The following is a 23348-nucleotide window of genomic DNA, read 5'->3' as shown; positions in this document are numbered from 1 at the left end:
GTCGTTCGACAAGCGCTATCTTAAGGCCGGCTCATGTCTCTTTTATTGCCAGTCCTCGCGGGCGGAAAGATCGGCCGCGCGCGCCTCGACCCAGCCATTGTCGCCGCCGCCCTTCAGATGCTCCTTTTTCCAGAAGGGAGCGTCGGTCTTCAGGAAGTCCATGACGAAGGCGGCGCCGTCGAAGGCGGCCTGCCGGTGGGGGGCGGCCGCAATCACCAGCACGATGTTTTCCCCGGGGCTGATCCGGCCGTAGCGGTGGATCGCGGTCAGGCCGAGAAGTCCGAAGCGGGCGATGGCGGTCTTGGCGATGCGGGTGATCTCGCTTTCGGCCATGCCGGGATAATGCTCGAGTTCAAGCGCGTCCAGCCGTCCGTTCTCATCTCGGCAAAGCCCGGTGAAGCTGACGAGCGCGCCGATATCCGCGCGGCCCCTGCCGAGCGCCGCCTGCTCGGCGGCGATGTCGAAGTCTTCCGCCTGGATGCGGACATCGGGGGCGACGGCCATGGCCTCTGTCATGGCCTCAGCCCCCGGTCATCGGCGGGAAAAGGGCGATCTCGCGGGCGCCTTCAAGCGGAGCGTCATGCTCGGCATGCACCCGGTCGAGCGCCACGCGGATAACGTCAGGTTCCACAAGAGCGCTCTCGTAGCCTTCGCCGCGGCCCTTCAGAAAGGTCAGCAGGCCGGCGACGTCCGTGACCGCGTCCGGCAGGGAAATCTCTTCCTCGGCCACGCCGATCCGTTCGCGCACCCAGGCGAAATAGATGAGTCTTGTCATTTTTCAGCCTCTACAACATGTTTCAGCCCGGCCCGGAAATAGTCGTAGCCGGTGTACATCGTCAGAATCGCCGCGATCCACAACAGCACGATGCCGAGATTGGTGGTGTAGGGGAAGATCGTGTCACCGGCAGGGCCGGCAAGCAGAAGCCCGATCGCGATCATCTGGAAGGTCGTCTTCCATTTGGCGATCCGCGTCACCGGCACCGAAACCTTGAGGCCAGCCAGATATTCCCTGAGGCCGGAGACCAGCACCTCGCGGCACAAGATGATGATCGCCGCCCAGAGCGACCATCCGGCTATCGTCCGCTCGACATCGGCGGCGAGCAGGAGCAGGCAGGTAGCGACCAGAAGCTTGTCGGCGATCGGGTCCAGCATGCGCCCGATATTGGACTGCTGGTTCCAGGCCCGCGCCAGATAGCCGTCGAAGAAATCGGTGATCGAGGCAATGGCGAAGATTGTCAGCGCGGCCCAGCGGGCCGGATCCGAACTGGAGAGCTTGCCCTCCAGAAAGAAGCACAGGACGATCAGGGGCACTGCGAGAATGCGGCCATAGGTCAGGAGGTTGGGGATGTTATACGCTTTTGATGCCATGGCTTCATTCCGTGTACTCGGCCTGCCCGTGCCGGCAGTCCGCTCTATGTAGGCGCAAATTGCTTCTATTGCATGGTCAAGGTCAATGCCGGCCCGGATTAATCATGTGTCATATCGCCTTTGCCCGGCGAGGCGTCACCTATTTGCCGCCTCCGTCATGGAAGTGATCGTAGATCTGTCGGGCCATCGCTTCCGAAATGCCCTCGACGCCGCTGAGATCGGTCAGCCCCGCGCGCGAGACGGCCTTGGCCGAGCCGAAATGCTGGAGCAGCGCCCGCTTGCGAGACGGGCCGATGCCGGCGATCTCGTCGAGCGGGTTCTTCACCATTTCCTTCTTGCGCCGGGCGCGATGCGAGCCGATGGCGAAACGATGCGCCTCGTCGCGCAGGCGCTGGATGAAATAGAGCACCGGGTCGCGCGGCGGCAGCGAGAAATCGGGCTTGCCCTCCATGAAGAAGCGCTCGCGCCCGGCCTCGCGATCCGCGCCCTTGGCCACGCCGATCGCGGTCACCGCCTCATTGACGCCGAGCTCTTCCAGAATGGCGCGCACTGCCGACATCTGTCCCTGGCCGCCATCGATGAGGATGACATCCGGCCAGGCCGGGAAGGGGGCATCCTCGTCGGTTTCGACAGGCTGGCTGCGGTCGGGAATGCCGTGTTCCTTGATGAGGCGTGAGAAACGGCGGGTCATCACCTCGCGCATCATGCCGAAATCGTCGCCCGGGGTGATCTCCGTCGATTTGATGTTGAACTTGCGGTACTGCGCCTTCACGAAGCCTTCCGGTCCGGCGACGATCATGCCGCCGACCGCATTTGTGCCCATGATGTGGGAGTTGTCATAGACCTCGATCCGGCGCGGCGGCGAGGCGAGGCCGAAGGTTTCGGCAAAGCCCTGCAACAGGCGGGACTGGGTGGCGGTCTCGGAAAGCTTGCGGCCATGCGCCTCGCGCGCATTGGCAGTAACATGGTCGACCGTCTCGCGCTTTTCGCCGCGCTTGGGCACGGCGATATTCACCTTGCGGCCGGCGCGCTCGGAAAGCGCCAGTTCGAGCAGCGCCCGTTCCTCGATCTCCTCCGACAGGAAGATGTCGCGCGGGATCGGCTTGTCGTCGTAGAATTGCGCCAGAAAGGCATTGAGGATTTCTGCGGCGGGAAGCGAGGGATCGGTCTTGGGGAAATAGGCGCGGTTGCCCCAGTTCTGGCCGGTCCGGTAAAAGAACACCTGAATGCAGCAGAGCCCGCCTTCGTTATGAATGGCGAAGACATCGGCCTCTTCAATGCCTGCCGGATTGACGCCCTGATGGCCGAGCACATGGGAAAGCGCCGAGAGCCGGTCGCGATAGATCGCGGCGCGCTCGAAATCGAGCTCTTCGGAGGCCTGGTTCATGGCGTCGGCGAGTTCGGCGTGGACCTGCTTGCTCTTGCCCGAAAGAAAGGCCTTCGCCTCGTTGACCAGCGCGGCATAGTCCTCGGTGGATATCTCGCCGGTGCAGGGACCGGCGCAGCGCTTGATCTGGTAGAGCAGGCAGGGCCGGGTCCGGCTCTCATAGACGCTGTCGGTGCAGGAGCGGATCAGGAAGGCCCGCTGCATGGCGTTGATCGTGCGACCGACCGCGCCGGCGGAGGCGAAGGGCCCGAAATAGTCGCCCTTGCGGGCGCGCGCGCCGCGATGCTTGAACAGCGCCGGGGCCTCGTGGTCGCCGGTGATCAGGATATAGGGAAAGGACTTGTCGTCGCGCAGCAGCACGTTGAAGCGCGGCCTCAGCCGCTTTATCAGGTTCGCTTCCAAAAGCAGCGCCTCGGTCTCCGTCCGGGTGGTGACGAATTCCATATGCGCCGTCTGGGTGATCATCCGGGTGATGCGGTTCGAGTGTCCGCGCCCCTGGGCGTAATTGGTGACGCGCTTTTTCAGCGAGCGCGCCTTGCCGACATAGAGCACATCGCCCTTGGCGTTGAACATGCGGTAGACGCCGGGGCTGTTGGGCAGATGCTTGACGAACTCGCCGATCAGGGCGGCACCCTTCAGCGCATGCTTTTCGCGCGCGGCGTCGTTCCAGACGATCTCGCTCGCTTCCAGCGAAGCGCCCGTCTCGGCCACGTCCGGCAGATCGCTGTCGTCTTCGTCGTAGATTATGCCGCCATCGGGCGGCGTCTGTCGCGTCATTCGTTGATCCCTGCTACGTCCGGCGTTTCCCAGGCCAGGTGCTGCCCGCCATCGAGCGCAATCATCTGACCCGTGATCGAGGGCGTTTCGAGGAGATAGCGAATCGTCCTTCCGAATTCGCCAAGCTCCGGCCCTTTCCCTAAGATAAGGGCCGCGACCTGGCTTTCAAAATCCTCATCGCTCTGCCGGCTGTTTTTCAGCGTCGGCCCCGGGCCGATGGCGTTCACGCGGATGCGCGGCGCAAGCGCCTGCGCCAGCATCTGCGTCGCCGCCCACAGGGCGCTCTTGGACAGCCCGTAGGTGAGGAAGTTCGGAACCGGCGCCCAGACCCGCTGGTCGATCATGTTGACGATCAGCCCGTTCTCTCCCTCGGGCAATTGCCGGACGAAATGCTCCGCCAGTATGAGCGGCGCCTTTACGTGGATGGCAAAATGCTGGTCGAACTGCGCCTCGTCGAAGTGTGCGGCGCTGTCGGCGCGAAACAGCGAGGCATTGTTGACGAGCAGGGAAACCGGCCCCATCGCGGCATTGACCGCGCCGAAAAGCCTGCCGGTCGCGTTCGAATCGAGAAGATCGGCGCCGAAAGCTTCGACCCGAACGCCTGCCCGGCTGAGCGAATGCGCCAGTTCGCGGGCCTCGGGAAGGGAGGTGTGGGCATGGATTGCCACATTGATGCCGCAATTGGCCAGGTCCTCGACGATCGCGCGGCCAAGTCTTTTCGCACCGCCCGTTACGAGCGCGGTTTCTGTCGGCGTCTTCTGCTGCATCGTGATGTCCCCTCGTTCCGGCGGCAAGCTTATATCGCCCGACAGGCAGAACCGCCAAATGGAAATTGGCAGTTCTGCTCCCTCCTGGCGACGTTCTTGGTGAACCCTCTATAGTTTAAATACATATAAATTCCGATTAAATTGAATATTAACCTAAATATAAATGCCTTACTGGGGCGTAAATATATCGTTAACCAAGGAAAATACATGTATTTTTTGAGTATTGAAAAGGTGTGTTCCTCGTTCTAATTCATCTTTTAAGCGCATACGGCGCGGCGATCGCTCCTCGCGGGGCATCCGGCAGCCGGTATCGACTGAAGGAGAGACAAGATGCGGACCATGAACAAGACACTTGCTGCCGCAACCGCGGTATTGATGGGCGCCGGCGCGGCTCAGGCCGCCGATGCCATCGTTTCCCAGCCTTATGAACCGAGCCCGGCCACCTATGCGGCTCCGGCGCCGATCTCCAACTGGAGCGGCTTCTACCTCGGCGGCGCGGCCAACTGGGACTGGGGCACGTTCGATGAGGGCGACTTCAAGGCAGACGGCTGGGGCGGCACGCTGTTTGGCGGCTACAACATGCAGTCGGGCTCGATCGTCTACGGCGTGGAAGGCGATCTCGCCACGTCCAACCAGAGCCAGAATATCAATCCCGGCCTGAAGATGGAGCAGGGCTTCAACGGCTCGCTGCGCGGTCGCGTCGGCTACGCCATGGATCCCGTTCTGCTTTACGGCACGGCCGGTCTCGCCGGGTCCAAGCTGGTCGCCAAGCAGGCCGGCGACAAGGACACGCAGATGGGCTGGGGCTGGACCGTCGGCGCCGGTGTGGAAGCCATGGTCACCGAGAATATCTCGGCGCGCGTGGAATACCGCTACACCGACTACGGCAAGCAGGACTTCAAGCTCAACGGCAACACCTATGAGCGTGGCTTCCAGGAAAATACCGTCAAAGTCGGTCTCGGCGTACACTTCTGATCGCCGGAACCCCGCAGTGACTTTGAAAACCCGCCCCTGTGGCGGGTTTTCGCGTTCGGCCGGCACCAGATGGCTCAGGCGTGTGACTTCAGCGTTCTGAATGCCGGAAATGCTTCCTCGAAAGCCGATGGCCAGCGGGCGAGCCGGACCCGGTGTTCTTCCCACTCCCCCGGAAATCTGAGCATCAGATAGCCGAGAAGCCCGCCAAGGGCGAAATGGCCCGCATTCAGCTTCTTCCTGAACTCCGGCGGGTTCTCGTCGAGATAGTCGAGGCCGCGGCGGATCCTGTCCCACTGGCGGTCGACCCAGGGCTGGTGCCAGGTTTCGGGCGTGCGATAGCGTTTCTCATAGACGACCAGCACCACGGCATCGCAGATGCCGTCGCAGAGCGCTTCCATGCGCTCGACCACGGCCCGCTTCTCCGGCTTGCGCGGATAAAGGCGCTTTTCCTCCGCGAGGCTGTCGAGATAGTGCATGATCGTGCGGCTGTCATAAAGCGTCAGTCCGTCATCGGTGAGAAGCGTCGGGATCTTGCCCAGCGGATTGGCGGCAAGCAGCGCCTCGGGCGGGGCGACCGTATCGACCGGCTCGAGTTCGAGGTCGATCTCGAGATAGCGGGCGGCCATGACCACCTTGGCTGAAAACGGCGAGGCAGGCGAATAGAGCAGTTTCACAAGTCACTCCCTCAAGCGCACGTCGCAGTCGGGCGGAGTGCCTGACATTCGCGACGATGCGTGCTGAGAGATCGATAACCCGGAACCGCGTTTTCGTGAAGCGTTGTTCCGTTTCGCCTCAGCCGTCGAAGCCCTGTTCGCCGGCGATCCAGAACGAGCGTTCTCTGGCGAAACGGTCCTGGGCCAGGCGATCCTTCAGAAAGGGGAGCATGATGGCGAGCTCCTCCTTCAGCGTGTAGGGCGGGTTGACGATGATGAGGCCCGAACCGGTCAGCCCGTCGGTCTCCCGGTCGCTTCTGACAACGAGTTCCGCGCACAGGATCTTTGGAATGGAGAGCCCCTCGAGCGCCGCGTGGAAGGCCTTGACGTTGGCGCCCTTCTTGATCGGGTACCAGAGGCAGTAGATCCCGGCGGCAAAGCGGCGGTGGGCCTTGGCAAGGCCGTCGACAAGCCGTTCGAACTCGCCCTCCTTCTCGAAGGGCGGATCGACCAGAACGAGCCCGCGCCGTTCCTTCGGCGGCAGATGGCCGGCGAGCGAGAGCCAGCCGTCGAGCTTCGTGGCCCGCACCTGGTGGTCGCCGGTGAAGCGCGCCTGCAGCGTGGCGAAGTCCGCCTCGTGCAGCTCCATCAGCGACAGCCGGTCCTGCCTGCGCATCAGCATGCGGGCAAGTTTCGGCGAGCCGGGATAGGTCGCAATCTCCGGCGTGGCATTGAGCGCGCGCACGGCATCGAGATAAGGGGCAAGCAGCGCCTCCGCATCTTCCGGAATTTCCGCGGAAAGAAGCCGGCCGATGCCCGTCTGCCACTCGCCGGTCTTCTGCGCTTCCTCGCTGGAAAGGTCGTATTGCCCGGTGCCGGCATGGGTGTCGAGAATGCGGAAGGCGGCGTCCTTCTTCTGGAGATAGGCGATCAGCCGCGCAAACACCGCATGCTTGAGCACATCCGCGAAATTTCCGGCGTGGTAGATGTGGCGATAGTTCATTGCGGCTCCGCATTGTGTTTGCCGGAGAAGTTATTATGAGTCTCGATCATGTTTTACAACTGGCCGGTTCGCAGCCGACCGGGATATTTCAAGGGATTTTCGATGACGAACGATCAGGGCGACCGCATTTCCAACCTCGCAAAGACCACGCTTCACGACGGCTGGAGCCGGCTGGTCGATTATTCCTTCGATTATCGGTTCAGCGACGGCAGGGTGGTGAAGCGGTCCTGGGAAGTCAGCGAGCGGCCGGCGGCGTCTTCGGTGCTGGTGTTCGACCGCTCTGCCGGAAAATTCGTGCTCGTTCGCCAGTTCCGCGTGCCGGTCTACGCCATGGGCGAGGGGGACGGCTTTTTCGTGGAGGCGGCCGCCGGGCTGATCGACGAGGGCGAAACGCCGGAGGAGGCCGCCATCCGCGAGGCGCGCGAGGAAACAGGCTATCACGTCGAAGAGTTGCTGCCGTTGCGCTCCATCATCTCCGCCCCCGGCCTGATGACCGAAAAGGTCCACTGCTATGCCGCAATCGTCGACGAGACGATGCGCGTCGGCTCCGGCGGCGGGCTTGACGAGGAGCATGAGGATATCGAACTCGTCTTCCTCTCCTTCGACGAAGCCATGGCGATGGTCGAGAACGGCGCGCTGTCGGACGCCAAGACGGTGGTGATGCTGCAATGGGCGGCGCTGAACCGCCATGTATTCGGACTCTGAGCCGCGCAGGCCCTACGGCCTTTCATAGAGGAGGCGGTAGCGCGGGACCTGAAGCGTGTCAAAGCCGATGGCATCCAGTTTTCCGTGTTCCTGCAGGAGCGCGTCGAGGAAGGCTATGTCCTCGGCTTCGAGGGCGACCGCATCCGGATTGACGGGCATTGCCGAAATCCGCGCCATGATGGCGTCGCGGCGACCCCAATTGCCCATGGTCTGCGTGGTTGCCTCGAGCCAAAGGCGCAGGCGGACCAGAAGATCGACCGTATCACGAACGACCGGCGCGCGGGGATAGTAGATTGCCAGCGGCGTGGCGGTGAAATCCTCGGTCGGCGCCTCGGCGTAGAAGCGGATGGAGATGAGATCGTCCGCTTTGCTCAACTTCGAGATCGCATTCTCGTCCAATGTCTCGGCCGCAAGAACGCCGAGAGGCCGGATCGTCTCCTCCGGGCTTCCCCAGAGGGCCGCCTGCCGCTCCGCCGACAGTTCTCCCGCATAGTCGAGCATGCCGGCGGCCTCGCTGGTGCCGTCCAGATCGGCATGGGCGGCGTTCGGATAGAGCGAGAAAGCGCCTTCATCGGGCAGATAAAAGAGCGCGAAGCGTGTCGTGATGAAGTGCTCGAGCAGGCCCTGCACCGCCTCTCTTTCCGCCGGTGTCGCGTTCTTCCAGACATATTTCGTCAGGAAGCGAAAGCCGCGATCCTGATCGATGATCCAGCGATGCTGCCGGTCGGGGGCCTCCGGCATCGGCTTTGAGAGGCCGGCGATCACCGATGCGAATATGCGGTCGGAATACCGCAGCGGCATGCCGGGGCGAATATTGTCGCCGTTGGCATCAACAAACATCTTGATGATCTTGCCGCTGTCGCCGATATCGCCGCCCTCCAGCATTTCGCCGGTTCTTCGGTCCCTCGGACCCCACAGGCCCGTCTCGGGATTCTGGTTGTCATAGAACCACCGGTAGTAGGAGTGTTTCCACTCTTCCGGGAACCCGTAAATTCCGAGTCGTTCGTCCTGTTCGATCAGGTCCTGCAGCTCGACGGCGCTGACGAAGGCCGGCTTGATCATGGTGCCGATCCAGCCGACGCGGGCGGCATCGTCCAGCATGGCCGTCAGTTCCTCCTCGGTGGCGATCCTGTCCAGAAAGGAAAGCGGGTAATCGAGCGCGAAAGGCTCGCCTGCCTCGGCGCTCAAGGCCTCGATCAGATTGATCATGTTGGCCGTCACCCCGATCTTGGTGACCACCGGATCGTCATCATTGGGGTAGAAGGCGCCTGTGTCCGGGTTCTGGAGGCTCTTGAAGAAGGCAAGCTCGTCATGCGCGTCGGAAAACTCGGGAATCCGGACCAGCCCTTCGCGCGTCGTCATCTGCGCGTGGATCTGGTTGAGGCGGGAAATGCCCGTCAGATATTGCCCGTGGTCGAGGTAATAGGAGACGCTCAGAAGTTCGAACTCGAAGGGCGAGAGGTAGTAACCTTCCTCCTTCAGCGCCGCATTGGCGGCAAAGATCTGTTTGACCCGGTTGGCCTCGAAGGCAACGAAGGCCGACGCGGCCAGAACGGCCGCGACGCCGACAAGGCCCAGCACAATGATCAGTTTCCTTCCTCTCGACATTCGTTCCTCCCGCACTTCATCTGCCATGATGCCGGGCTCGAATAGTGCCTGAATTCGAGGTTGTGTCCTTGATGTCCCGCAAACTTTGCGGGCATTCGCGGTTCAATCCGAAAACTGTTCGGCGAGGATCCGTTCAGACCAGGAGCGGTTCGGGTCCGACAGCACCTTGGCGCGGGCTTCCGGGTCCTGCTCGATGCGCACATGGAGCACGTGCTTGACCTCGGTGTGGTCCGCGAAGGCGTTGACGAGGCGCTTTTCCGGCTCCAGCACCTCGATATCGACAACCGAGCGGTTCGGCAAAAGCGCCCCGCGCCACCGGCGCGGGCGAAAGGCGCTGACCGGGGTGATGGCCAGAAGCGGGGCCTCGAGCGGAATGATCGGCCCGTGAACGGAGAGGTTATAGGCCGTGGAGCCTGCGGGCGTTGCCACCAGAATGCCGTCGCAGGCGAGTTCCGGCAGCCGGACCCGGTCATCGACGCGGACCTTCAGCTTTGCCGCCTGGTGCGACTGGCGCAGCATGGAGACTTCATTGATCGCGAGCGCGATGGACGACGTCCCGTCGGCATTGCGGGTCGTCATCCTGAGCGGCCTCAATTCGTTCATGTCGGCGGCCTGAAGGCGTTCATGCAGGTTCTCGGTCGAATATTCGTTCATCAGGAAGCCGACGGATCCGCGGTTCATGCCGTAGACCGGGGTTTCGGAATTCATCGTTTCGTGCAGGGTCTGCAGCATGAAGCCGTCGCCGCCAAGCGCGACGATATAGTCGGCGTCCCCGGCCGGCACGTTGCCGTAACGCCCGACCAGCTCCGCCTTGGCTTTCTTGGCATCGTCCGCTTCCGAGGACAGGAAGCAAAGTGAGGGCGCTTTCTCGGGCATTGCATAATTCCGTTTGCGGGACGAGGTCTTTCGCCGCGCCAGATCACCCGAGAGGGCCGTCATTTGCAAGCCCAAAGCCGCGATGAACGTGTGATAGCTTGCGAAAATACAGGCCATAGTGTTGATTTTTTCGTTTTACAGTGAGGGCAAATCTGCTAGTGGGCATGCCCAATGCCCTTGTAGCTCAGTTGGTAGAGCATCTGATTTGTAATCAGAGGGTCGCGGGTTCGAATCCTGCCGGGGGCACCAAGTCGCTTTCAGGGTAATCGCTGCCGGGCGTTTCGAGAACGTCTTTTCCGCACGCTTACCCTGGCGCCGTTTTGCTCAAGCCCTGAAAAGCTTGTCAAAATGCCGAGGATATTGCATGAAGTCGCGCCCGGCGATGCCGGCCTGTTGTGCGCATGAAACCCAACGGCTTTTAGAGCCGAGATGAAATGAAGGTATGGATATGCAGGTAACCGAAACGCTCGCCGAAGGGCTGAAGCGCGAAATCAAGATCACAGTTCCTGCGGACGATCTGAAGGCGCGGATGAACGAGCGCCTGGCTGAGGCCAAGGACAAGGTTCGCATCAATGGCTTCCGTCCCGGCAAGGTGCCGATCGCGCATCTGAAGAAGATGTACGGCAAGTCGATCATGGCCGAGCTGATCAACGAGACCCTGCAGGAAAAGCCGCAGGCCGTGATCGCCGAGCGCGGCGAGCGCGCAGCCGGCCAGCCGAAGATCGACATGACCGAGGATGAAGGCGAGGCGAACCGCGTCCTGAACGGCGAGATCGACTTCGAATTCACCGTCGCCTACGAAATCCTGCCGAAATTCGAACTGCAGCCGACCGACGGCCTGAAGGTCGAGCGTCCGGTGGTTTCGATTTCCGACGAGGAGGTCGAGGAACAGGTCAAGGCGGTTGCCGAGAACGCCCGCGAATACGAGACCAAGGACGGCGCCGCCGAAGACGGCGACCGCGTCACCATCGACTATGTCGGCAAGATCGACGGCGAAGCCTTCGACGGCGGAACCGATACCGATTCGCAGCTCGTGCTCGGCTCCGACCGCTTCATTCCCGGCTTCGAGGACCAGCTTGTCGGCGTCAAGGCCGGCGATGAAAAGCAGGTCAAGGTTACCTTCCCGGAAGACTATCCGGCTGAACATCTTGCCGGCAAGGAAGCCGTCTTCGAGGTCACCGTCAAGGAAGTCGCCAGCGCCGGCGAACTGGAGATCAACGACGAACTGGCAGAGAAGCTGGGTCTGGAATCGGCCGAGCGCTTGCGCGGTCTCGTCCGCGAGCAGATCGAGGGCCAGTACAACCAGTTCACGCGCCAGAAGGTCAAGCGTCAGATCCTCGACCAGCTCGACGAACAGTATTCCTTCGAAGCCCCGGCTTCGCTCGTCGATGCCGAGTTCGAGAACATCTGGCGTCAGGTGAATGCCGATCTGGAACGCAGCGGCAAGACCTTCGAGGATGAGGAAACGACCGAGGAGGACGCGCGCGCGGAATACCGCAAGCTCGCCGAACGCCGCGTCCGCCTGGGCCTCGTTCTCTCCGAGATCGGCGAGAAGGCCGGCGTCGAGGTTGGCGAGGACGAGATGCAGCGCGCGCTCTACGACCAGATGCGTCAGTATCCCGGCCAGGAGCAGGAGATCCTCAAATTCTTCCGCGAAACCCCCGGCGCCGCCGCTTCGCTGCGCGCTCCGATCTTCGAGGAAAAGGTTGTCGACCACCTTCTGGAGCAGATCGACGTCAAGGACGTCACCGTCTCCAAGGAAGAGCTGATGGCTGACGACGAGGACGAAGTCGCCGAAGCCACCAAGAAGGCCGAGGAAAAGTCCACGCCGAAGAAGAAGGCCGCGCCGAAGAAAAAGGCCGCTGCCAAGACCGAGGACAAGACCGAAGACAAGGCTGAGGCCGCCGACGAAGCGCCTGCCGCCGAAGCCGCCGAGGAAAAGCCTGCTGCAAAGAAGGCCGCTCCGAAGAAGAAGGCTGCCCCGAAGAAGAAGGCGCCCGCCAAGGCCGCCGACGAGGCTGAAGGCAAGACCGAGGAGTAATTTCCGCGCAGAAGCCGAAGATCAAGGCCGTCCGGCTCATTGCCGGGCGGCCTTCTTCGTTTTTCAGGCTGCGAACGGACCTTGAAGGCGCGCAAGCGCAAGCTCCGCGATTTCCAGCGGTATCGCCGCGCGCGGGTCGGCTTCTTCCGTGAACCATGTGGCTGAAAGCCCGGCCCATGCGGCGATCCAGCGCAACAGGCGCTCCGGATCGAGCGCTGCACGCCCTGCGATCTGTCCGAGACGATGCTCGAATGTGGCGGCGTCGCGGGCAATCCGAAGGGCCGGGTCGGCAAGGTCGGGATTGCAGAAGATATTGGCGAAGTCGAAGGCGCGCTCGCCAGTCAGGCCCTTGGGATCGATGGCCAGAAAACCGCGGTCGCCGAAATCGAGCACGTTGTCGTGGTGGAGATCGCCGTGCAGTGGCCGGATGTCCGTCGGGCTTTGAAACAGGCTGCGGGCATGGCCGGCACAGGCCGGCAGGATTCCGCCGAAATCCGACGCCCTGGCGAACAGCGCCCGAAAGCGCGTTTGAAGCGGAATGAGATTGTCAGGCGGCGGATGAGGGCGCTTGCGGTGAAGCACGGCGGCAACGGTGCAGAGAATGTCCGTGGCCTCGTGATCTCTGCCGGCGGCGCTCATTTCGTTGAGAGAGCGGCGGCCTGTGGCCCGCTCCATCAGGATTGCGCCGCCATCGGCCTCGATGACGAAAGCGGCGCCATCGCCTGCCCACCAGCCAAGAAGCGTTGCGCCCGTTTCCTCCTCCTCGTCCAGGAAGAGCTTCAACATGGCGGGTGCTGCGTCCCGGCGCACGGGCAGCAGCGCGCCCGCCGCGGTCACGATCGGCGCGCCGTCCGGTTCGAGCCGCCAGCGGTCGATCCAGGGGACAAACTTAGCGCCTGCCGAAGCGTTCCCTCCGGCAGGCGGCGCGCCGCTCATCGCCTATTCGCCCTGATCGGCGCTTTCCAGCATCGCCATCCGGTTCGAGGCATCGAGACCTGCGATCTTGTAGGCTTCGGCCAGCGTCGGATAGTTGAAGGTGTTCTCGACGAAATATTCGACGGTGCCCTTCAGGTTCAGCACCGCCTGGCCGATGTGAATGAGCTCGGTCGCGCCTTCGCCAACGATGTGGACGCCGAGCAGGCGATGGGTCTTCAGCGAGAAGATCATCTTCAGGAGACCGTTCTGCAGGCCCATGATATGGCCGCGTGAGGTCTCGCGGAAGAAGGCGACGCCGCATTCGTAAGGGATGCCGCGCTCCTGGATTTCCTCTTCCGTCATGCCGCAGGTCGACATTTCCGGCACGGCGTAAATGCCGTAGGGGAAAAACTGCGGCGGCTCCTGCGCTTCCGCGCCGACGGCATGGCGGGCGGCGATGCGGCCCTGTTCCATCGAGGTCGAGGCAAGGGCCGGGAAGCCGATCACGTCGCCGGCGGCATAGATGTGGGGCACGTCCGTCTGGAAGGTGATCGGGTCGACCTTCAGCCGGCCGCGATGGTCGGCCTTCAAGCCGACGGCTTCGAGGTTGAGCGTATCGGTCGCGCCCTGGCGGCCGGCGGCGAACAGCACCGATTCGGCCATCAGAACGCGGCCGTTGGAGAGCGTCACGCGCGCCTTGCCGTTGGAGGCCTTTTCAACCTTGTCGGCGCCCGCGCCGAAGAGGAGCTTCACATTGCGGTCGCGCAGCTGGGCGGCGAAATTGTCACGGATTTCGCGGTCGATGAAATCGAGCATGCTGTCGCGCGGCTCGACGACGATCACCTGGGTGTCGAGCGCGGAGAAGATCGTCGCGTATTCGATGCCGATGACGCCGGCGCCGACGACGATCATCGAGCGCGGGATTTCCTTGATGTTGAGCAGTTCGTCGCTGTCCATCACCGTCTGGCCGTCGAAGGGCACCTCGGGCGGACGGTAGGGACGGGTGCCGACGGAAACGAGAACGGCCTTGGCATGGACGCGCTGGATCTCGCCGGTGTCCTTCTCGATCTCGATCGTGTGCGGGTCGACGAAATGGGCAAAGCCGCGCACCTGGTCCACCCGGTTGCGCTCGAACTGCCATTCGAGAACGTCGATCTCGTAGTCGAGCGTCTTGATCAGGCGGGCGCGCAGGTCATCGGCGGTGATCTTGTGTTTCACCCGGTAGGAGCGGCCGTAAAAGCCGCGCTCGCGCCAGCCGGTGAGGTTCAGGACCGTTTCGCGCAGCGTTTTCGAGGGGATGGTGCCCGTGTGGACGGAAACGCCGCCCACCTGCGAGCCCTTGTCGATGACCAGCGCGGTCTTGCCGAGCTTGGCGGCCTGAACCGCGGCGCGACGGCCAGCGGGACCGCTGCCAATCACGACCAGATCGTAAGAATCCATAAAACTACCCCGATTTGGTTATTGAAATTTCGGATGTGAAAACCATGAGCGCTCTCGACAGTCATAAAGCGTTTGCGCTCGCGTGAAAACAGTCCGTCGGCGCCCGGCTGAACGCAACAGCGAAATCCACCTCTAGACGCCCAATGTGATGGTTTCACTAAATACAGCCACAGGCTGTGCGCGATGTCCATCCCGGTCTCAGATGAGTTTCAGACCCTTGAAGCTGACATAGCCGTCCTTGCCGATGATGATGTGGTCGTGCACCGTGATGCCAAGCGGTTTGGCGCTGGAGATGATCATATGGGTCATGTCGATGTCGGCGCGCGAGGGCGTCGGGTCGCCGGAGGGGTGATTGTGGACGAGGATGATAGCGGTTGCCGAGAGTTCGAGCGCCCGCTTGACCACCTCGCGCGGATAGACCGGCGTGTGGTCGACCGTGCCGATCCCCTGGATCTCGTCGGCGATCAGCTTGTTGCGTTTGTCGAGGAACAGGATGCGGAACTGTTCGCGCGTCTCGTGCGCCATGGCGGCATTGCAATAGTCTATGACCGACGACCAAGAGCCCAGCACCGGGCGTTCCATCAGCGTGGCCTTGAGGCTGCGCTGGGCAAGCGCCGAAATCAGTTTCAGGTCGAAGGCGACGCTCTCGCCGATGCCGGAGACCTCCTGCAACAGATCCGGCGGCGCCCCGAAGACGCCGCCGAGCGAGCCGAACCGGTCGATCAGCGCCTTGGCGATCGGCTTGGTGTCGCGGCGCGGAATGAGGCGGAACAGCAGGAGTTCCAGGATTTCATAATCGGCGAGCGCGTTGGCGCCGTTTTCGCGGAACCGCGTGCGCAGGCGGTCGCGGTGGCCGTGGACGTGGCGCGCATCCTTTTCGACCGCTGCATCCTGGCGCTTGCCGCGCAAGTGCCGTTCCGGCGGCTGGTCGGCAAAGAAGGAGCGCTCGTCGGCGCCTTCATCCTGCATGCCGGCGGGCTCTTGCCTTTCGCTCTGGTCTTTGCGGGGCGGTCGGGTCATGGCGTTCCGTCAGCCGGCAAGGTCCGGCAGGCCCGGCCTGTCGCGTCCGCCGGGCGAGAGCGTGAAGACTTCGCAGCCGTCCTTCGTCACGCCGACGCAGTGCTCGTACTGGGCCGAGAGCGAGCGGTCGCGGGTCACCGCCGTCCAGCCGTCGTTCAGGACCTTCACATGCGGCTTTCCGAGGTTGAGCATCGGCTCGATGGTGAAGATCATCCCCTCCTTCATGACCGGCCCCTCATTGGCGTGGCCATAGTGGAGGATGTTCGGCGTGTCGTGAAAGAGGCGGCCGACGCCGTGGCCGCAGAAATCGCGCACCACCGCGCATCGCTCGCCCTCCGCAAAGGTCTGGATCGCCTCGCCGATAGCCCCGGTGCGCGCGCCGGGCTTGACCGCGGCGATGCCGCGCAGGAGCGATTCATAGGTTACTTCCAGAAGCCGTTCGGCCGCGCGCTTGATTGCGCCGACCGGATACATGCGGCTCGAATCGCCGTGCCAGCCGTCGCGGACGAAGGTGACGTCGACATTGACGATGTCGCCTTCCTTCAGCGGCTTCGCGTTGGGCATGCCGTGGCAGACCACGTGATTGACCGAGGTGCAGCTTGAATACTTGTAGCCGCGGTAGCCGAGCGTTGCCGGCACGACGCCGTGATCGAGGCCGAATTCGAGCACGTAACGGTCGATTGCCTCCGTCGTGACGCCGGGCTCGATGATATCGGCAAGCCCGTCGAGGCAGGCTGCCGTAACCTGGCAGATTTCGCGCATCCGCTCGAAGGCCTCCGCGTCATAGAGGCGGATCGAGCCGTCATTCTTCAGCGGCGCGCTGGCCGCATCAACATAAGTCACCATGATATCTTCACCGTCTGCGCGTCATCCGTGTGCCGCGCTTAACTGTCTTCAATCGGCACTGTAGCATCTGGCGTGATGCTGTCACAGGCCACCCAGCATTTTATCGCGTAAGCCTCGACGCCGGCGGCCCGCGCGGCCCTGAAGGCGCGGCGATAGGCCGGATCGAGGTCGCCCGCGATCTTCAGGCGGTCACAGTCGTGGCGCTGGATGACATAGACCATGGCCGCGCGATGTCCCGCGGCGACCATGTCGGCCAGTTCCGCGAGATGACGTGCGCCGCGCTCTGTGACCGAATCGGGGAATTCGGCAAGGCCCGGCGTGCGGATGAAATGGACATTCTTGACCTCGACATAAAGGTCCGGCCGGCGGTCATCGCGCAAAAGCAGGTCGATTCGGCTCCGGCGACCGTATTTCTGTTCCCGGCGCATGTCCGGGTAACCGGCGAAATCGGCGATCAGCCCGGCGCGGATCGCTTCCTCGGCGAGCCGGTTGGGTAGCCCGGTATTGACCCCGACCGTCGTTCCATCGGCCTCGATCAGCTCGAAGCGGTGCGGATATTTGCGTTTGCCGTCGTCGTTGCGCGACAGCCAGATCACCGATCCGGGCGTCGTCAGCCCGCGCATGGAGCCGGTATTGGGGCAGGAACCGGTGATCGCGGAGCCATCTTCCAGCACCGCGTCGAACAGAAACCGCTTGTAGCGTTTGACGAGACGGGCGGGCTGCAGGGGCGGGTCGAACTTCATGGTTCCGGTTTTAGGCGCTGTGAGCAGGGGCGCAACCGGCAGGCTGCGATTTTGGCGCGGCGCCCCGAACCTTACCAACAATTAACTCGTATTCGTAACTACGAAGATTAGTATAATAGACGAGCGACAGGCCATGCCGGCGGTCGCCGAGACCACCGAACGGGAGGATGGAACGATGAAAATTCCAACGACAATTCTGGCGGGCATCGCGCTTGCCGCAGGCATGGGCGGCGTCTCCGCGGCAATGGCCGCGCCGGCCCTGCCGGATGATGTTCAGGCGGCATTGACGCGCGCGCTTGAGGATGAATACCACGCCGAGGCCTTCTATACGGCTGTCATCGACGCCTACGGCCCGGTTCGTCCCTTCGTCAACATCGTGGCGGCGGAACAGCAGCATGCGCGCGCTGTCGCCGCGCTGATGGAGGCTTATGGCATGGCGGTTCCGGAGAACGGCATGCTCGGCTCGGCGGAAATCGCGGCGGCCGTCCCCGGCAGCCTTGCCGAAGCCTGTCAGATCGGCGTGGACGCCGAGATCGAGAACCGCTCGCTTTATGACGGGCAACTGATTCCCGTCGCCGGCGCCTATCCGGATATCGTCAATGTCATGCAGGCGCTGCGCGATGCCTCCGAGAACAATCACCTTCCGGCCTTTGCCCGCTGCGCCGACCGCTGAGAGGGTGACCGGCAAAAGGCTTGCGCATCCGGCGCAAAGCGGGCAGATTTCGGGCCGAAACAAAGGGTTCCGGGGTCAGTTCGATGGCGGCGGACCGAAATCGGGGGTCTGAAACCGTGAGAAAATTCCGCGTCGCTCTGTCCGTTCTGTTTGCCGCTGCCGCCGCGCTCGGGCTGTCGTCCTGTTCCACCACCTGCGGCGATCCCGATGTCTGCACAGAGATCAGCCCGGCCTATCAACAACTGAGCGACGATGACGTTTCCGCGATGCGGGAAAGGATGGACGGGCTTGCCGGCATCCCGGCCGGGCAATAGGGCGGCGCAGCCGCCGGTCATCTGCGCCCTGTGGCAATGATGAAACAGAGTATTAGCTTTTCTGCCCCAAAATTGACGCAAGTGCAGATGATTCTTGCGTTGGGGCGCGTTATGCTGCTCTCGTTTCGATGATCCTGCGAAAAGCGCGGATCCTTGCGTCTAGAATTCCAAGAGGAAGAAAATGGAAGAGTTCCACAAGGTCAGGCGACTGCCGCCATACGTTTTCGAACAGGTCAACCGTTTGAAGGCGAGCGCGCGAGCGGCGGGCGCCGATATCATCGACCTTGGCATGGGCAATCCCGATCTTCCGACCCCGCAATCCATCGTCGACAAGCTGTGCGAGGTCGTGCGCGACCCGCGCACCCACCGCTACTCGTCGTCGAAGGGTATTCCGGGCCTGAGGCGCGCCCAGGCCGGCTATTATGCCCGCCGCTTCGGCGTCAAGCTCAATCCCGAGACCGAGGTGGTGGCGACGCTCGGCTCCAAGGAGGGCTTCGCCAACATGGCCCAGGCGATCACCGCGCCGGGCGATGTGATCCTCTGCCCCAACCCGACCTATCCGATCCATGCCTTCGGCTTCCTGATGGCGGGTGGCGTGATCCGCTCCCTGACGGTCGAGCCGGACGACAGCTTCTTTCCGCCGCTGGAGCGCGCGATCAAGCACTCGATCCCGAAGCCGCTGGCGCTGGTGATCAACTACCCGTCGAACCCGACGGCGCATGTGGCGACGCTGGATTTCTACAAGGAGGTCATCGCCTTTGCCCGCAGGCACGAGATCATCGTGCTTTCGGATCTGGCCTATTCGGAGATCTATTTCGACGGCGCGCCGCCGCCTTCCGTTCTGCAGGTGCCGGGCGCCAAGGATGTTGCCGTCGAGTTTACCTCCATGTCGAAGACCTTCTCCATGCCCGGCTGGCGCATGGGCTTTGCCGTCGGCAACGAACGGCTGATCTCGGCTCTGGCGCGGGTGAAGTCCTATCTCGACTACGGCGCCTTCACGCCGATCCAGGTGGCCGCCACCCATGCGCTCAACGGCGACGGCAAGGATATCGAGGAAGTGCGCTCGATCTATCACAAGCGTCGCGACGTGATGGTGGAGAGCTTCGGCAAGGCCGGCTGGGACGTTGCCCCGCCGGCGGCGACCATGTTTGCCTGGGCAAAGATCCCCGAACCCTTCCAGGCGCTCGGCTCGCTCGAATTTTCCAAGCTTCTGGTGGAAAAGGCCGACGTCGCCGTCGCGCCCGGCATCGGCTTCGGCGAGCATGGCGACCAGCATGTTCGCATCGCGCTTGTCGAAAACGAGCACCGCATCCGCCAGGCCGCGCGCAACCTGAAGCGCTTCTTCGCGTCCGCCGATGTGGCGCCGGACAATATCGTGGCGCTCAACGCCCATCGTTGAGGCCTGGAGGCTGCCGTCCGCTTCGCCAAAATTCCGCTGCCCGATGTTTCATTTCGCGATGAAACGATCTAAATGAAGCGCGGGCGCCGGAAATGGCGCCCAACATTGAAATCCGGGCCACTAGGAATACCCCCATGGCAGATGCCTTGAAAATCGGCGTCGCCGGTCTCGGGACCGTCGGCGCCTCGCTTGTGCGTATCATTCACGACCGGCAGGAAAGCCTCGCGGTTTCCTGCGGGCGCGCCATCGACATCACAGCCGTATCGGCGCGCAGCCGCGACAAGGACCGCGGTATCGACCTTTCCGGCGCGACATGGTTCGATGATCCGGTTGAGATGGCGAAGAGCGGCGATATCGAGGTTCTGGTCGAACTGATCGGCGGAGCAGACGGCGCGGCGCGCGAGGCCGTCGAGGCCGCGCTTGCCCGCGGCGTCCATGTGGTCACCGCCAACAAGGCGCTTCTGGCCGAAAGCGGCGTGGCGCTTGCTGCAGCCGCCGAGGAGAAGGGCCTGTTGCTGAATTTCGAGGCGGCGGTTGCCGGCGGCATTCCGGTGATCAAGGCGATGCGCGAATCGCTGACCGGCAACACGATTTCGCGCGTCTATGGCATCATGAACGGTACCTGTAACTACATCCTGACGCGGATGGAGAAGGAGGGGCTTTCCTTCGAGGACTGCCTGCAGGAGGCGCAGCGTCTGGGCTATGCCGAGGCCGATCCGACCTTCGACATCGAGGGCAACGACACTGCCCACAAGCTTGCCATCATGACCGCGCTTGCCTTCGGCTGCGAGATTTCCTGCAACGACATCTATCTCGAGGGGATTTCCAATATCACCCAGGAGGATATCCGGGCAGCCTCCGAGCTTGGCTACCGGATCAAGCTTCTGGGCGTGGCGCAGCGCACCGAGGGCGGCATCGAGCAGCGGGTTCATCCGACCATGGTGCCGCATGATACCGTGATCGCCCAGGTCGACGGCGTCACCAATGCGGTCGCGATCGAGAGCGATATACTCGGCGACCTGCTGATGGTCGGCCCCGGCGCCGGCGGCGATGCGACGGCTTCCGCCGTGCTCGGCGATATCGCCGATATCGCCAAGTCGCGTCCCGGCATCCAGACGGTTGCGGCCCTCGGCCGTCCGGCAAAATCGCTGGCGCCCTACAGGAAGGCGCGCATGCGCAGCCATGAGGGCGGCTATTTCATCCGCCTGCGCGTTGTCGACCGCATCGGCGTCATCGCCGCGATTGCCCGCCGCATGGCCGACAACCAGATCTCGCTCGAATCGATCGTCCAGCACTCGGCCAATGGCGGCGGCGATGCCCCCACCAAGACGATCATCATGGTCACCCATGCGACGACCGAACTTTCCGTCCGCAATGCGGTCTCGGCGATGGAGAGCGACGGCTACATCGTCGGCAAGCCGCAGGTGATCCGCATCGAAAAGCCGTAAGGCCTTTTGCGGCAGGTCGCTCCCTCGCATGCCATTGCGTGCTCCATCCGGCGGAGGGGTTTGCGCCCGTCCGTCGGCAATCTCTCCGATTTTTTCTCCCGCTCTTCCCTCTCCGGTTGAAATGTGCAATCATGCTCGCTGCGGCTCTCGTTCATGAAGGGTTCATGGCGCGCGGGCTACATGTCTGGCTGGTTTCCAAGAAAGAAAACGGCAGGAGCATGCATCGGGAGGGCCGAAAGTTGCGATTTGACAGCGCTATCAGAGCCTATGGCGAGCCCGGCAGACGGGACGACGGCAAGAGGGCGAAGCGCTGGGCGGGTCTGCGTCGCAGGCGCAGCCCCGGTCTCGCATTCATCGTGCTGGCGGGGTTCGTCTTCTGGGGCGGGCTGGTTGCCCTTCTTGTGGGGGTTCTTTGAAGGCAGCCGGTCCGCCCGGGGCGCGGAACGGCAAGCGCTCGTGGCGCGCGCGCGCCGCTTGCAAGGGCATCCAAGTTATTTCATGACATTGCGGTCTGATTGGCGCTAAACAGGGGCGAGTGCAATCCCTGGAAGAGCGAGGCCAGATGACTGACAATCCCGCCAGCCGCAAAGCAAGACAGCGCGCCTTTCTCGGCGTCGAGCGGTCCGCGCGCGGCCTGCGCTGGGTTCCGCGGCTGGGGGCGGCCGGCGAGAACCGGGCTCTTGCCATGGCGCAGGGTCACGGCATGTCGGAACTGGTTGCGCGCGTGCTGGCAGGCCGCGATGTTCCGGTTGCGGAGGCTGCGGAATTCCTCGATCCGACGCTGCGCCGGCTGATGCCGGATCCGTTCGCGCTGACCGATTGCGAGGCGGCCGCCGCGCGGCTTGTCGAAGCCATCCGGCGGGGCGAGAAGGTCGCGATTTTCGGCGACTATGACGTCGACGGCGCCTGTTCCTCGGCGCTCGTCTACAAGTTTCTCGGCGCCTTCGGCATCGAGGCCGAAATCTACATTCCCGACCGCATCTTCGAAGGCTATGGTCCCAATCCGCAGGCGATCGGCGCGCTGATCGATGGCGGAGCGCAACTCATCGTCACCGTCGACTGCGGCTCGACCAGCCATGAGTCCCTCGCCGTCGCGCGCGAGCGCGGCATCGATGTCGTGGTCATCGACCATCACCAGATCGGCGTCGACCTTCCCGAATGCGCCGCGCTGGTCAACCCGAACCGCGAGGATGATCTTTCCGGCCAGGGGCATCTGTGCGCGGCAGGCGTCGTCTTTCTCGTTCTGGTCGCGGCATTGCGGGCCTTGCGCCAGGCGGGCGACATGCGGGCGGGCCGCGTCGACCTGCTCGCATGGCTCGACATCGTCGCCCTTGCGACCGTGTGCGACGTTGTCCCGCTCAAGGGGCTGAACCGGGCCTATGTGGTCAAGGGTCTGGTCGTGGCGCGGGCGCTGTCCAATCCCGGCCTTGCGGCGCTCTTCCGGCGGGCGGGGCTTGCTGGCCCGGTCACGCCCTATCATTTCGGCTTCCTGATCGGCCCGCGGATCAATGCCGGCGGCCGCATCGGCGATGCCGCGTTCGGCAGCCGGCTCCTGACCGTCGCCGACCCGGACGAGGCTGAAGCGATCGCCGAACGGCTCGACCAGCTCAACCGCGAGCGCCAGGCGATCGAGGCGGCGATGCTGGAAGAAGCGGAGGCGGACGCCATCGCCGAATTCGGGACCGGCGAAGGCGTCGGCGTCATCGTGACCGCGCGGGAAGGCTGGCATCCGGGCATTGTCGGCCTGCTCGCCTCGCGGCTGAAGGACCGCTTCGCGCGTCCGGCCTTCGCCATCGCCTTTGATGCAAACGGCAGGGGCACGGGGTCCGGCCGCTCCATCGCGGGCTTCGATCTCGGCCGCATGGTGCGCGCGGCGGTGGAAGAGGGGCTTCTGGTCAAGGGCGGCGGGCACGCCATGGCCGCCGGCCTCACGGTGCGCCGCGAGCGTCTGTCGGCGCTCAGGGCGTTCTTCGAGGAGCGCGCGCGTGATGCCGTGGAGGCGCTGACCGCAGATGCCGAACTGAAGATCGACGGCGCGCTCAATGCCTCCGGCGCCACGCTCGATCTGATCGACCGGCTGGAGGCCGCCGGACCATATGGCTCCGGCCATCCCCAGCCGATCTTCGCCGTGCCCGACCACAAGCTGCGCGATGCGCGCGTAATCGGCGCCGGCGGCCATGTGAAGGTGACGCTGGAAAGCGCCGAGGGCGCGCATCTTGACGGGATCGCCTTCCGCGCCGCCGACAAGCCGCTCGGCGAGGCGCTTCTTTCGGCGCGGGGACGCCGGCTCAGCATTGCCGGCGCGCTGTCGGGCGACTATTTCCAGGGGCGGCGGCGGGTCCAGATCCGCATCGTCGATTCGTCCCTGCCTGTCTGAGAACTGGAAAACC

The 23348-nt window shown here is 63.4% G+C and carries 23 protein-coding genes and 1 tRNA gene; 10 read left to right on the top strand and 14 right to left on the bottom strand.

Going from position 1 to position 23348, the window contains the following annotated elements:
• Nucleotides 1-42: 42 nt before the first annotated feature.
• The 5 genes from AZF01_RS11680 to AZF01_RS11660 all read right to left on the bottom strand — a co-directional run bounded on the left by AZF01_RS11680 (nucleotide 43) and on the right by AZF01_RS11660 (nucleotide 4299).
• Nucleotides 43-504 carry a molybdenum cofactor biosynthesis protein MoaE gene (locus tag AZF01_RS11680; protein WP_024707433.1) on the bottom strand — a complete coding sequence of 154 codons (462 nt, stop codon included), beginning with the start codon at nucleotides 502-504 and terminating at the stop codon, nucleotides 43-45.
• A 16-nt stretch (nucleotides 505-520) separates the two neighbouring features.
• Nucleotides 521-775, bottom strand: a complete 255-nt coding sequence (moaD, locus tag AZF01_RS11675) for a molybdopterin converting factor subunit 1 (protein ID WP_024707432.1) — start codon at nucleotides 773-775, stop codon at nucleotides 521-523.
• On the bottom strand, nucleotides 772-1368 hold the full coding sequence (pgsA, locus tag AZF01_RS11670) for a CDP-diacylglycerol--glycerol-3-phosphate 3-phosphatidyltransferase (protein WP_024707431.1): 597 nt from the start codon (nucleotides 1366-1368) through the stop codon (nucleotides 772-774). The genes moaD and pgsA overlap by 4 nt, the downstream gene beginning before the upstream one ends.
• A 139-nt stretch (nucleotides 1369-1507) precedes the next feature.
• Nucleotides 1508-3532, bottom strand: coding sequence for an excinuclease ABC subunit UvrC (gene uvrC / locus AZF01_RS11665; RefSeq protein ID WP_024707430.1), 2025 nt, complete (start codon nucleotides 3530-3532; stop codon nucleotides 1508-1510).
• Nucleotides 3529-4299, bottom strand: a complete 771-nt coding sequence (locus AZF01_RS11660) for an SDR family oxidoreductase (protein WP_024707429.1) — start codon at nucleotides 4297-4299, stop codon at nucleotides 3529-3531. Before AZF01_RS11660 ends, uvrC begins: the two co-directional genes overlap by 4 nt.
• A gap of 339 nt (nucleotides 4300-4638) precedes the next feature.
• Here AZF01_RS11660 and AZF01_RS11655 point away from each other — a divergent pair, with 339 nt between their 5' ends.
• A complete protein-coding gene (locus AZF01_RS11655; protein WP_348245609.1) occupies nucleotides 4639-5274 on the top strand; it encodes an outer membrane protein in 636 nt (211 codons plus the stop codon).
• A gap of 74 nt (nucleotides 5275-5348) precedes the next feature.
• Here AZF01_RS11655 and AZF01_RS11650 read toward each other — a convergent pair whose 3' ends face one another.
• Together AZF01_RS11650 and AZF01_RS11645 are read right to left on the bottom strand one after the other, a co-directional pair.
• Nucleotides 5349-5948 (bottom strand): glutathione S-transferase, encoded by a 600-nt coding sequence (locus tag AZF01_RS11650; RefSeq protein WP_024707427.1) that lies wholly within the window; start codon nucleotides 5946-5948, stop codon nucleotides 5349-5351.
• Between the two features lie 118 nt (nucleotides 5949-6066).
• On the bottom strand, nucleotides 6067-6930 hold the full coding sequence (locus tag AZF01_RS11645; protein ID WP_024707426.1) for a 23S rRNA (adenine(2030)-N(6))-methyltransferase RlmJ: 864 nt from the start codon (nucleotides 6928-6930) through the stop codon (nucleotides 6067-6069).
• Between the two features lie 102 nt (nucleotides 6931-7032).
• Here AZF01_RS11645 and AZF01_RS11640 point away from each other — a divergent pair, with 102 nt between their 5' ends.
• On the top strand, nucleotides 7033-7635 hold the full coding sequence (locus AZF01_RS11640) for an NUDIX domain-containing protein (protein WP_024707425.1): 603 nt from the start codon (nucleotides 7033-7035) through the stop codon (nucleotides 7633-7635).
• 12 nt (nucleotides 7636-7647) lie between these two features.
• Here AZF01_RS11640 and AZF01_RS11635 read toward each other — a convergent pair whose 3' ends face one another.
• Both AZF01_RS11635 and AZF01_RS11630 read right to left on the bottom strand, forming a co-directional pair.
• Entirely contained in the window at nucleotides 7648-9243 is a 1596-nt protein-coding gene (locus AZF01_RS11635; RefSeq protein WP_061449684.1) for a hypothetical protein, read from the bottom strand.
• Nucleotides 9244-9345: 102 nt separating this feature from the next.
• On the bottom strand, nucleotides 9346-10119 hold the full coding sequence (locus AZF01_RS11630) for an NAD kinase (protein WP_024707423.1): 774 nt from the start codon (nucleotides 10117-10119) through the stop codon (nucleotides 9346-9348).
• Nucleotides 10120-10292: 173 nt separating this feature from the next.
• Between AZF01_RS11630 and AZF01_RS11625 the strand changes: the two genes are divergently transcribed.
• A tRNA-Thr gene (locus AZF01_RS11625) sits at nucleotides 10293-10368 on the top strand.
• A 199-nt stretch (nucleotides 10369-10567) separates the two neighbouring features.
• Nucleotides 10568-12160, top strand: a complete 1593-nt coding sequence (tig, locus tag AZF01_RS11620) for a trigger factor (protein WP_024707422.1) — start codon at nucleotides 10568-10570, stop codon at nucleotides 12158-12160.
• Between the two features lie 63 nt (nucleotides 12161-12223).
• Here the strand turns inward: tig and AZF01_RS11615 are convergent, their stop codons facing one another.
• From AZF01_RS11615 to sfsA, 5 genes are all read right to left on the bottom strand, one after another.
• Entirely contained in the window at nucleotides 12224-13096 is an 873-nt protein-coding gene (locus tag AZF01_RS11615; RefSeq protein ID WP_061449683.1) for an aminoglycoside phosphotransferase family protein, read from the bottom strand.
• A 3-nt stretch (nucleotides 13097-13099) separates the two neighbouring features.
• A complete protein-coding gene (sthA, locus tag AZF01_RS11610; RefSeq protein ID WP_024707549.1) occupies nucleotides 13100-14515 on the bottom strand; it encodes a Si-specific NAD(P)(+) transhydrogenase in 1416 nt (471 codons plus the stop codon).
• A gap of 198 nt (nucleotides 14516-14713) precedes the next feature.
• Nucleotides 14714-15484: a DNA repair protein RadC gene (gene radC / locus AZF01_RS11605; RefSeq protein WP_244435537.1), complete on the bottom strand. Its 771-nt coding sequence runs from the start codon at nucleotides 15482-15484 to the stop codon at nucleotides 14714-14716.
• Between the two features lie 60 nt (nucleotides 15485-15544).
• A complete protein-coding gene (gene map / locus AZF01_RS11600; protein WP_024707547.1) occupies nucleotides 15545-16381 on the bottom strand; it encodes a type I methionyl aminopeptidase in 837 nt (278 codons plus the stop codon).
• Between the two features lie 38 nt (nucleotides 16382-16419).
• The gene (gene sfsA, locus AZF01_RS11595; RefSeq protein ID WP_024707546.1) at nucleotides 16420-17124 is read right to left on the bottom strand and encodes a DNA/RNA nuclease SfsA; all 705 of its coding nucleotides are present in this window, start codon (nucleotides 17122-17124) and stop codon (nucleotides 16420-16422) included.
• Nucleotides 17125-17299: 175 nt separating this feature from the next.
• Here sfsA and AZF01_RS11590 point away from each other — a divergent pair, with 175 nt between their 5' ends.
• The 6 genes from AZF01_RS11590 to recJ all read left to right on the top strand — a co-directional run bounded on the left by AZF01_RS11590 (nucleotide 17300) and on the right by recJ (nucleotide 23335).
• Nucleotides 17300-17797 (top strand): DUF2202 domain-containing protein, encoded by a 498-nt coding sequence (locus AZF01_RS11590; RefSeq protein ID WP_024707545.1) that lies wholly within the window; start codon nucleotides 17300-17302, stop codon nucleotides 17795-17797.
• A gap of 116 nt (nucleotides 17798-17913) precedes the next feature.
• Nucleotides 17914-18111: a hypothetical protein gene (locus tag AZF01_RS11585; protein ID WP_152534499.1), complete on the top strand. Its 198-nt coding sequence runs from the start codon at nucleotides 17914-17916 to the stop codon at nucleotides 18109-18111.
• Nucleotides 18112-18292: 181 nt separating this feature from the next.
• Complete coding sequence (locus AZF01_RS11580; protein WP_024707543.1) at nucleotides 18293-19510, top strand: LL-diaminopimelate aminotransferase; 1218 nt, start codon at nucleotides 18293-18295, stop codon at nucleotides 19508-19510.
• Between the two features lie 134 nt (nucleotides 19511-19644).
• Nucleotides 19645-20958, top strand: a complete 1314-nt coding sequence (locus AZF01_RS11575) for a homoserine dehydrogenase (protein WP_024707542.1) — start codon at nucleotides 19645-19647, stop codon at nucleotides 20956-20958.
• A gap of 239 nt (nucleotides 20959-21197) precedes the next feature.
• The gene (locus AZF01_RS24015; protein ID WP_156484732.1) at nucleotides 21198-21374 is read left to right on the top strand and encodes a hypothetical protein; all 177 of its coding nucleotides are present in this window, start codon (nucleotides 21198-21200) and stop codon (nucleotides 21372-21374) included.
• A gap of 146 nt (nucleotides 21375-21520) precedes the next feature.
• Nucleotides 21521-23335, top strand: coding sequence for a single-stranded-DNA-specific exonuclease RecJ (gene recJ, locus AZF01_RS11565; protein ID WP_024707540.1), 1815 nt, complete (start codon nucleotides 21521-21523; stop codon nucleotides 23333-23335).
• Nucleotides 23336-23348 lie beyond the last annotated feature (13 nt).

It is taken from the genome of Martelella sp. AD-3 (assembly GCF_001578105.1).
In the GTDB taxonomy this organism is placed as follows: Bacteria; Pseudomonadota; Alphaproteobacteria; order Rhizobiales; family Rhizobiaceae; genus Martelella.
This window is presented reverse-complemented; position numbering and strand designations above follow the sequence as displayed.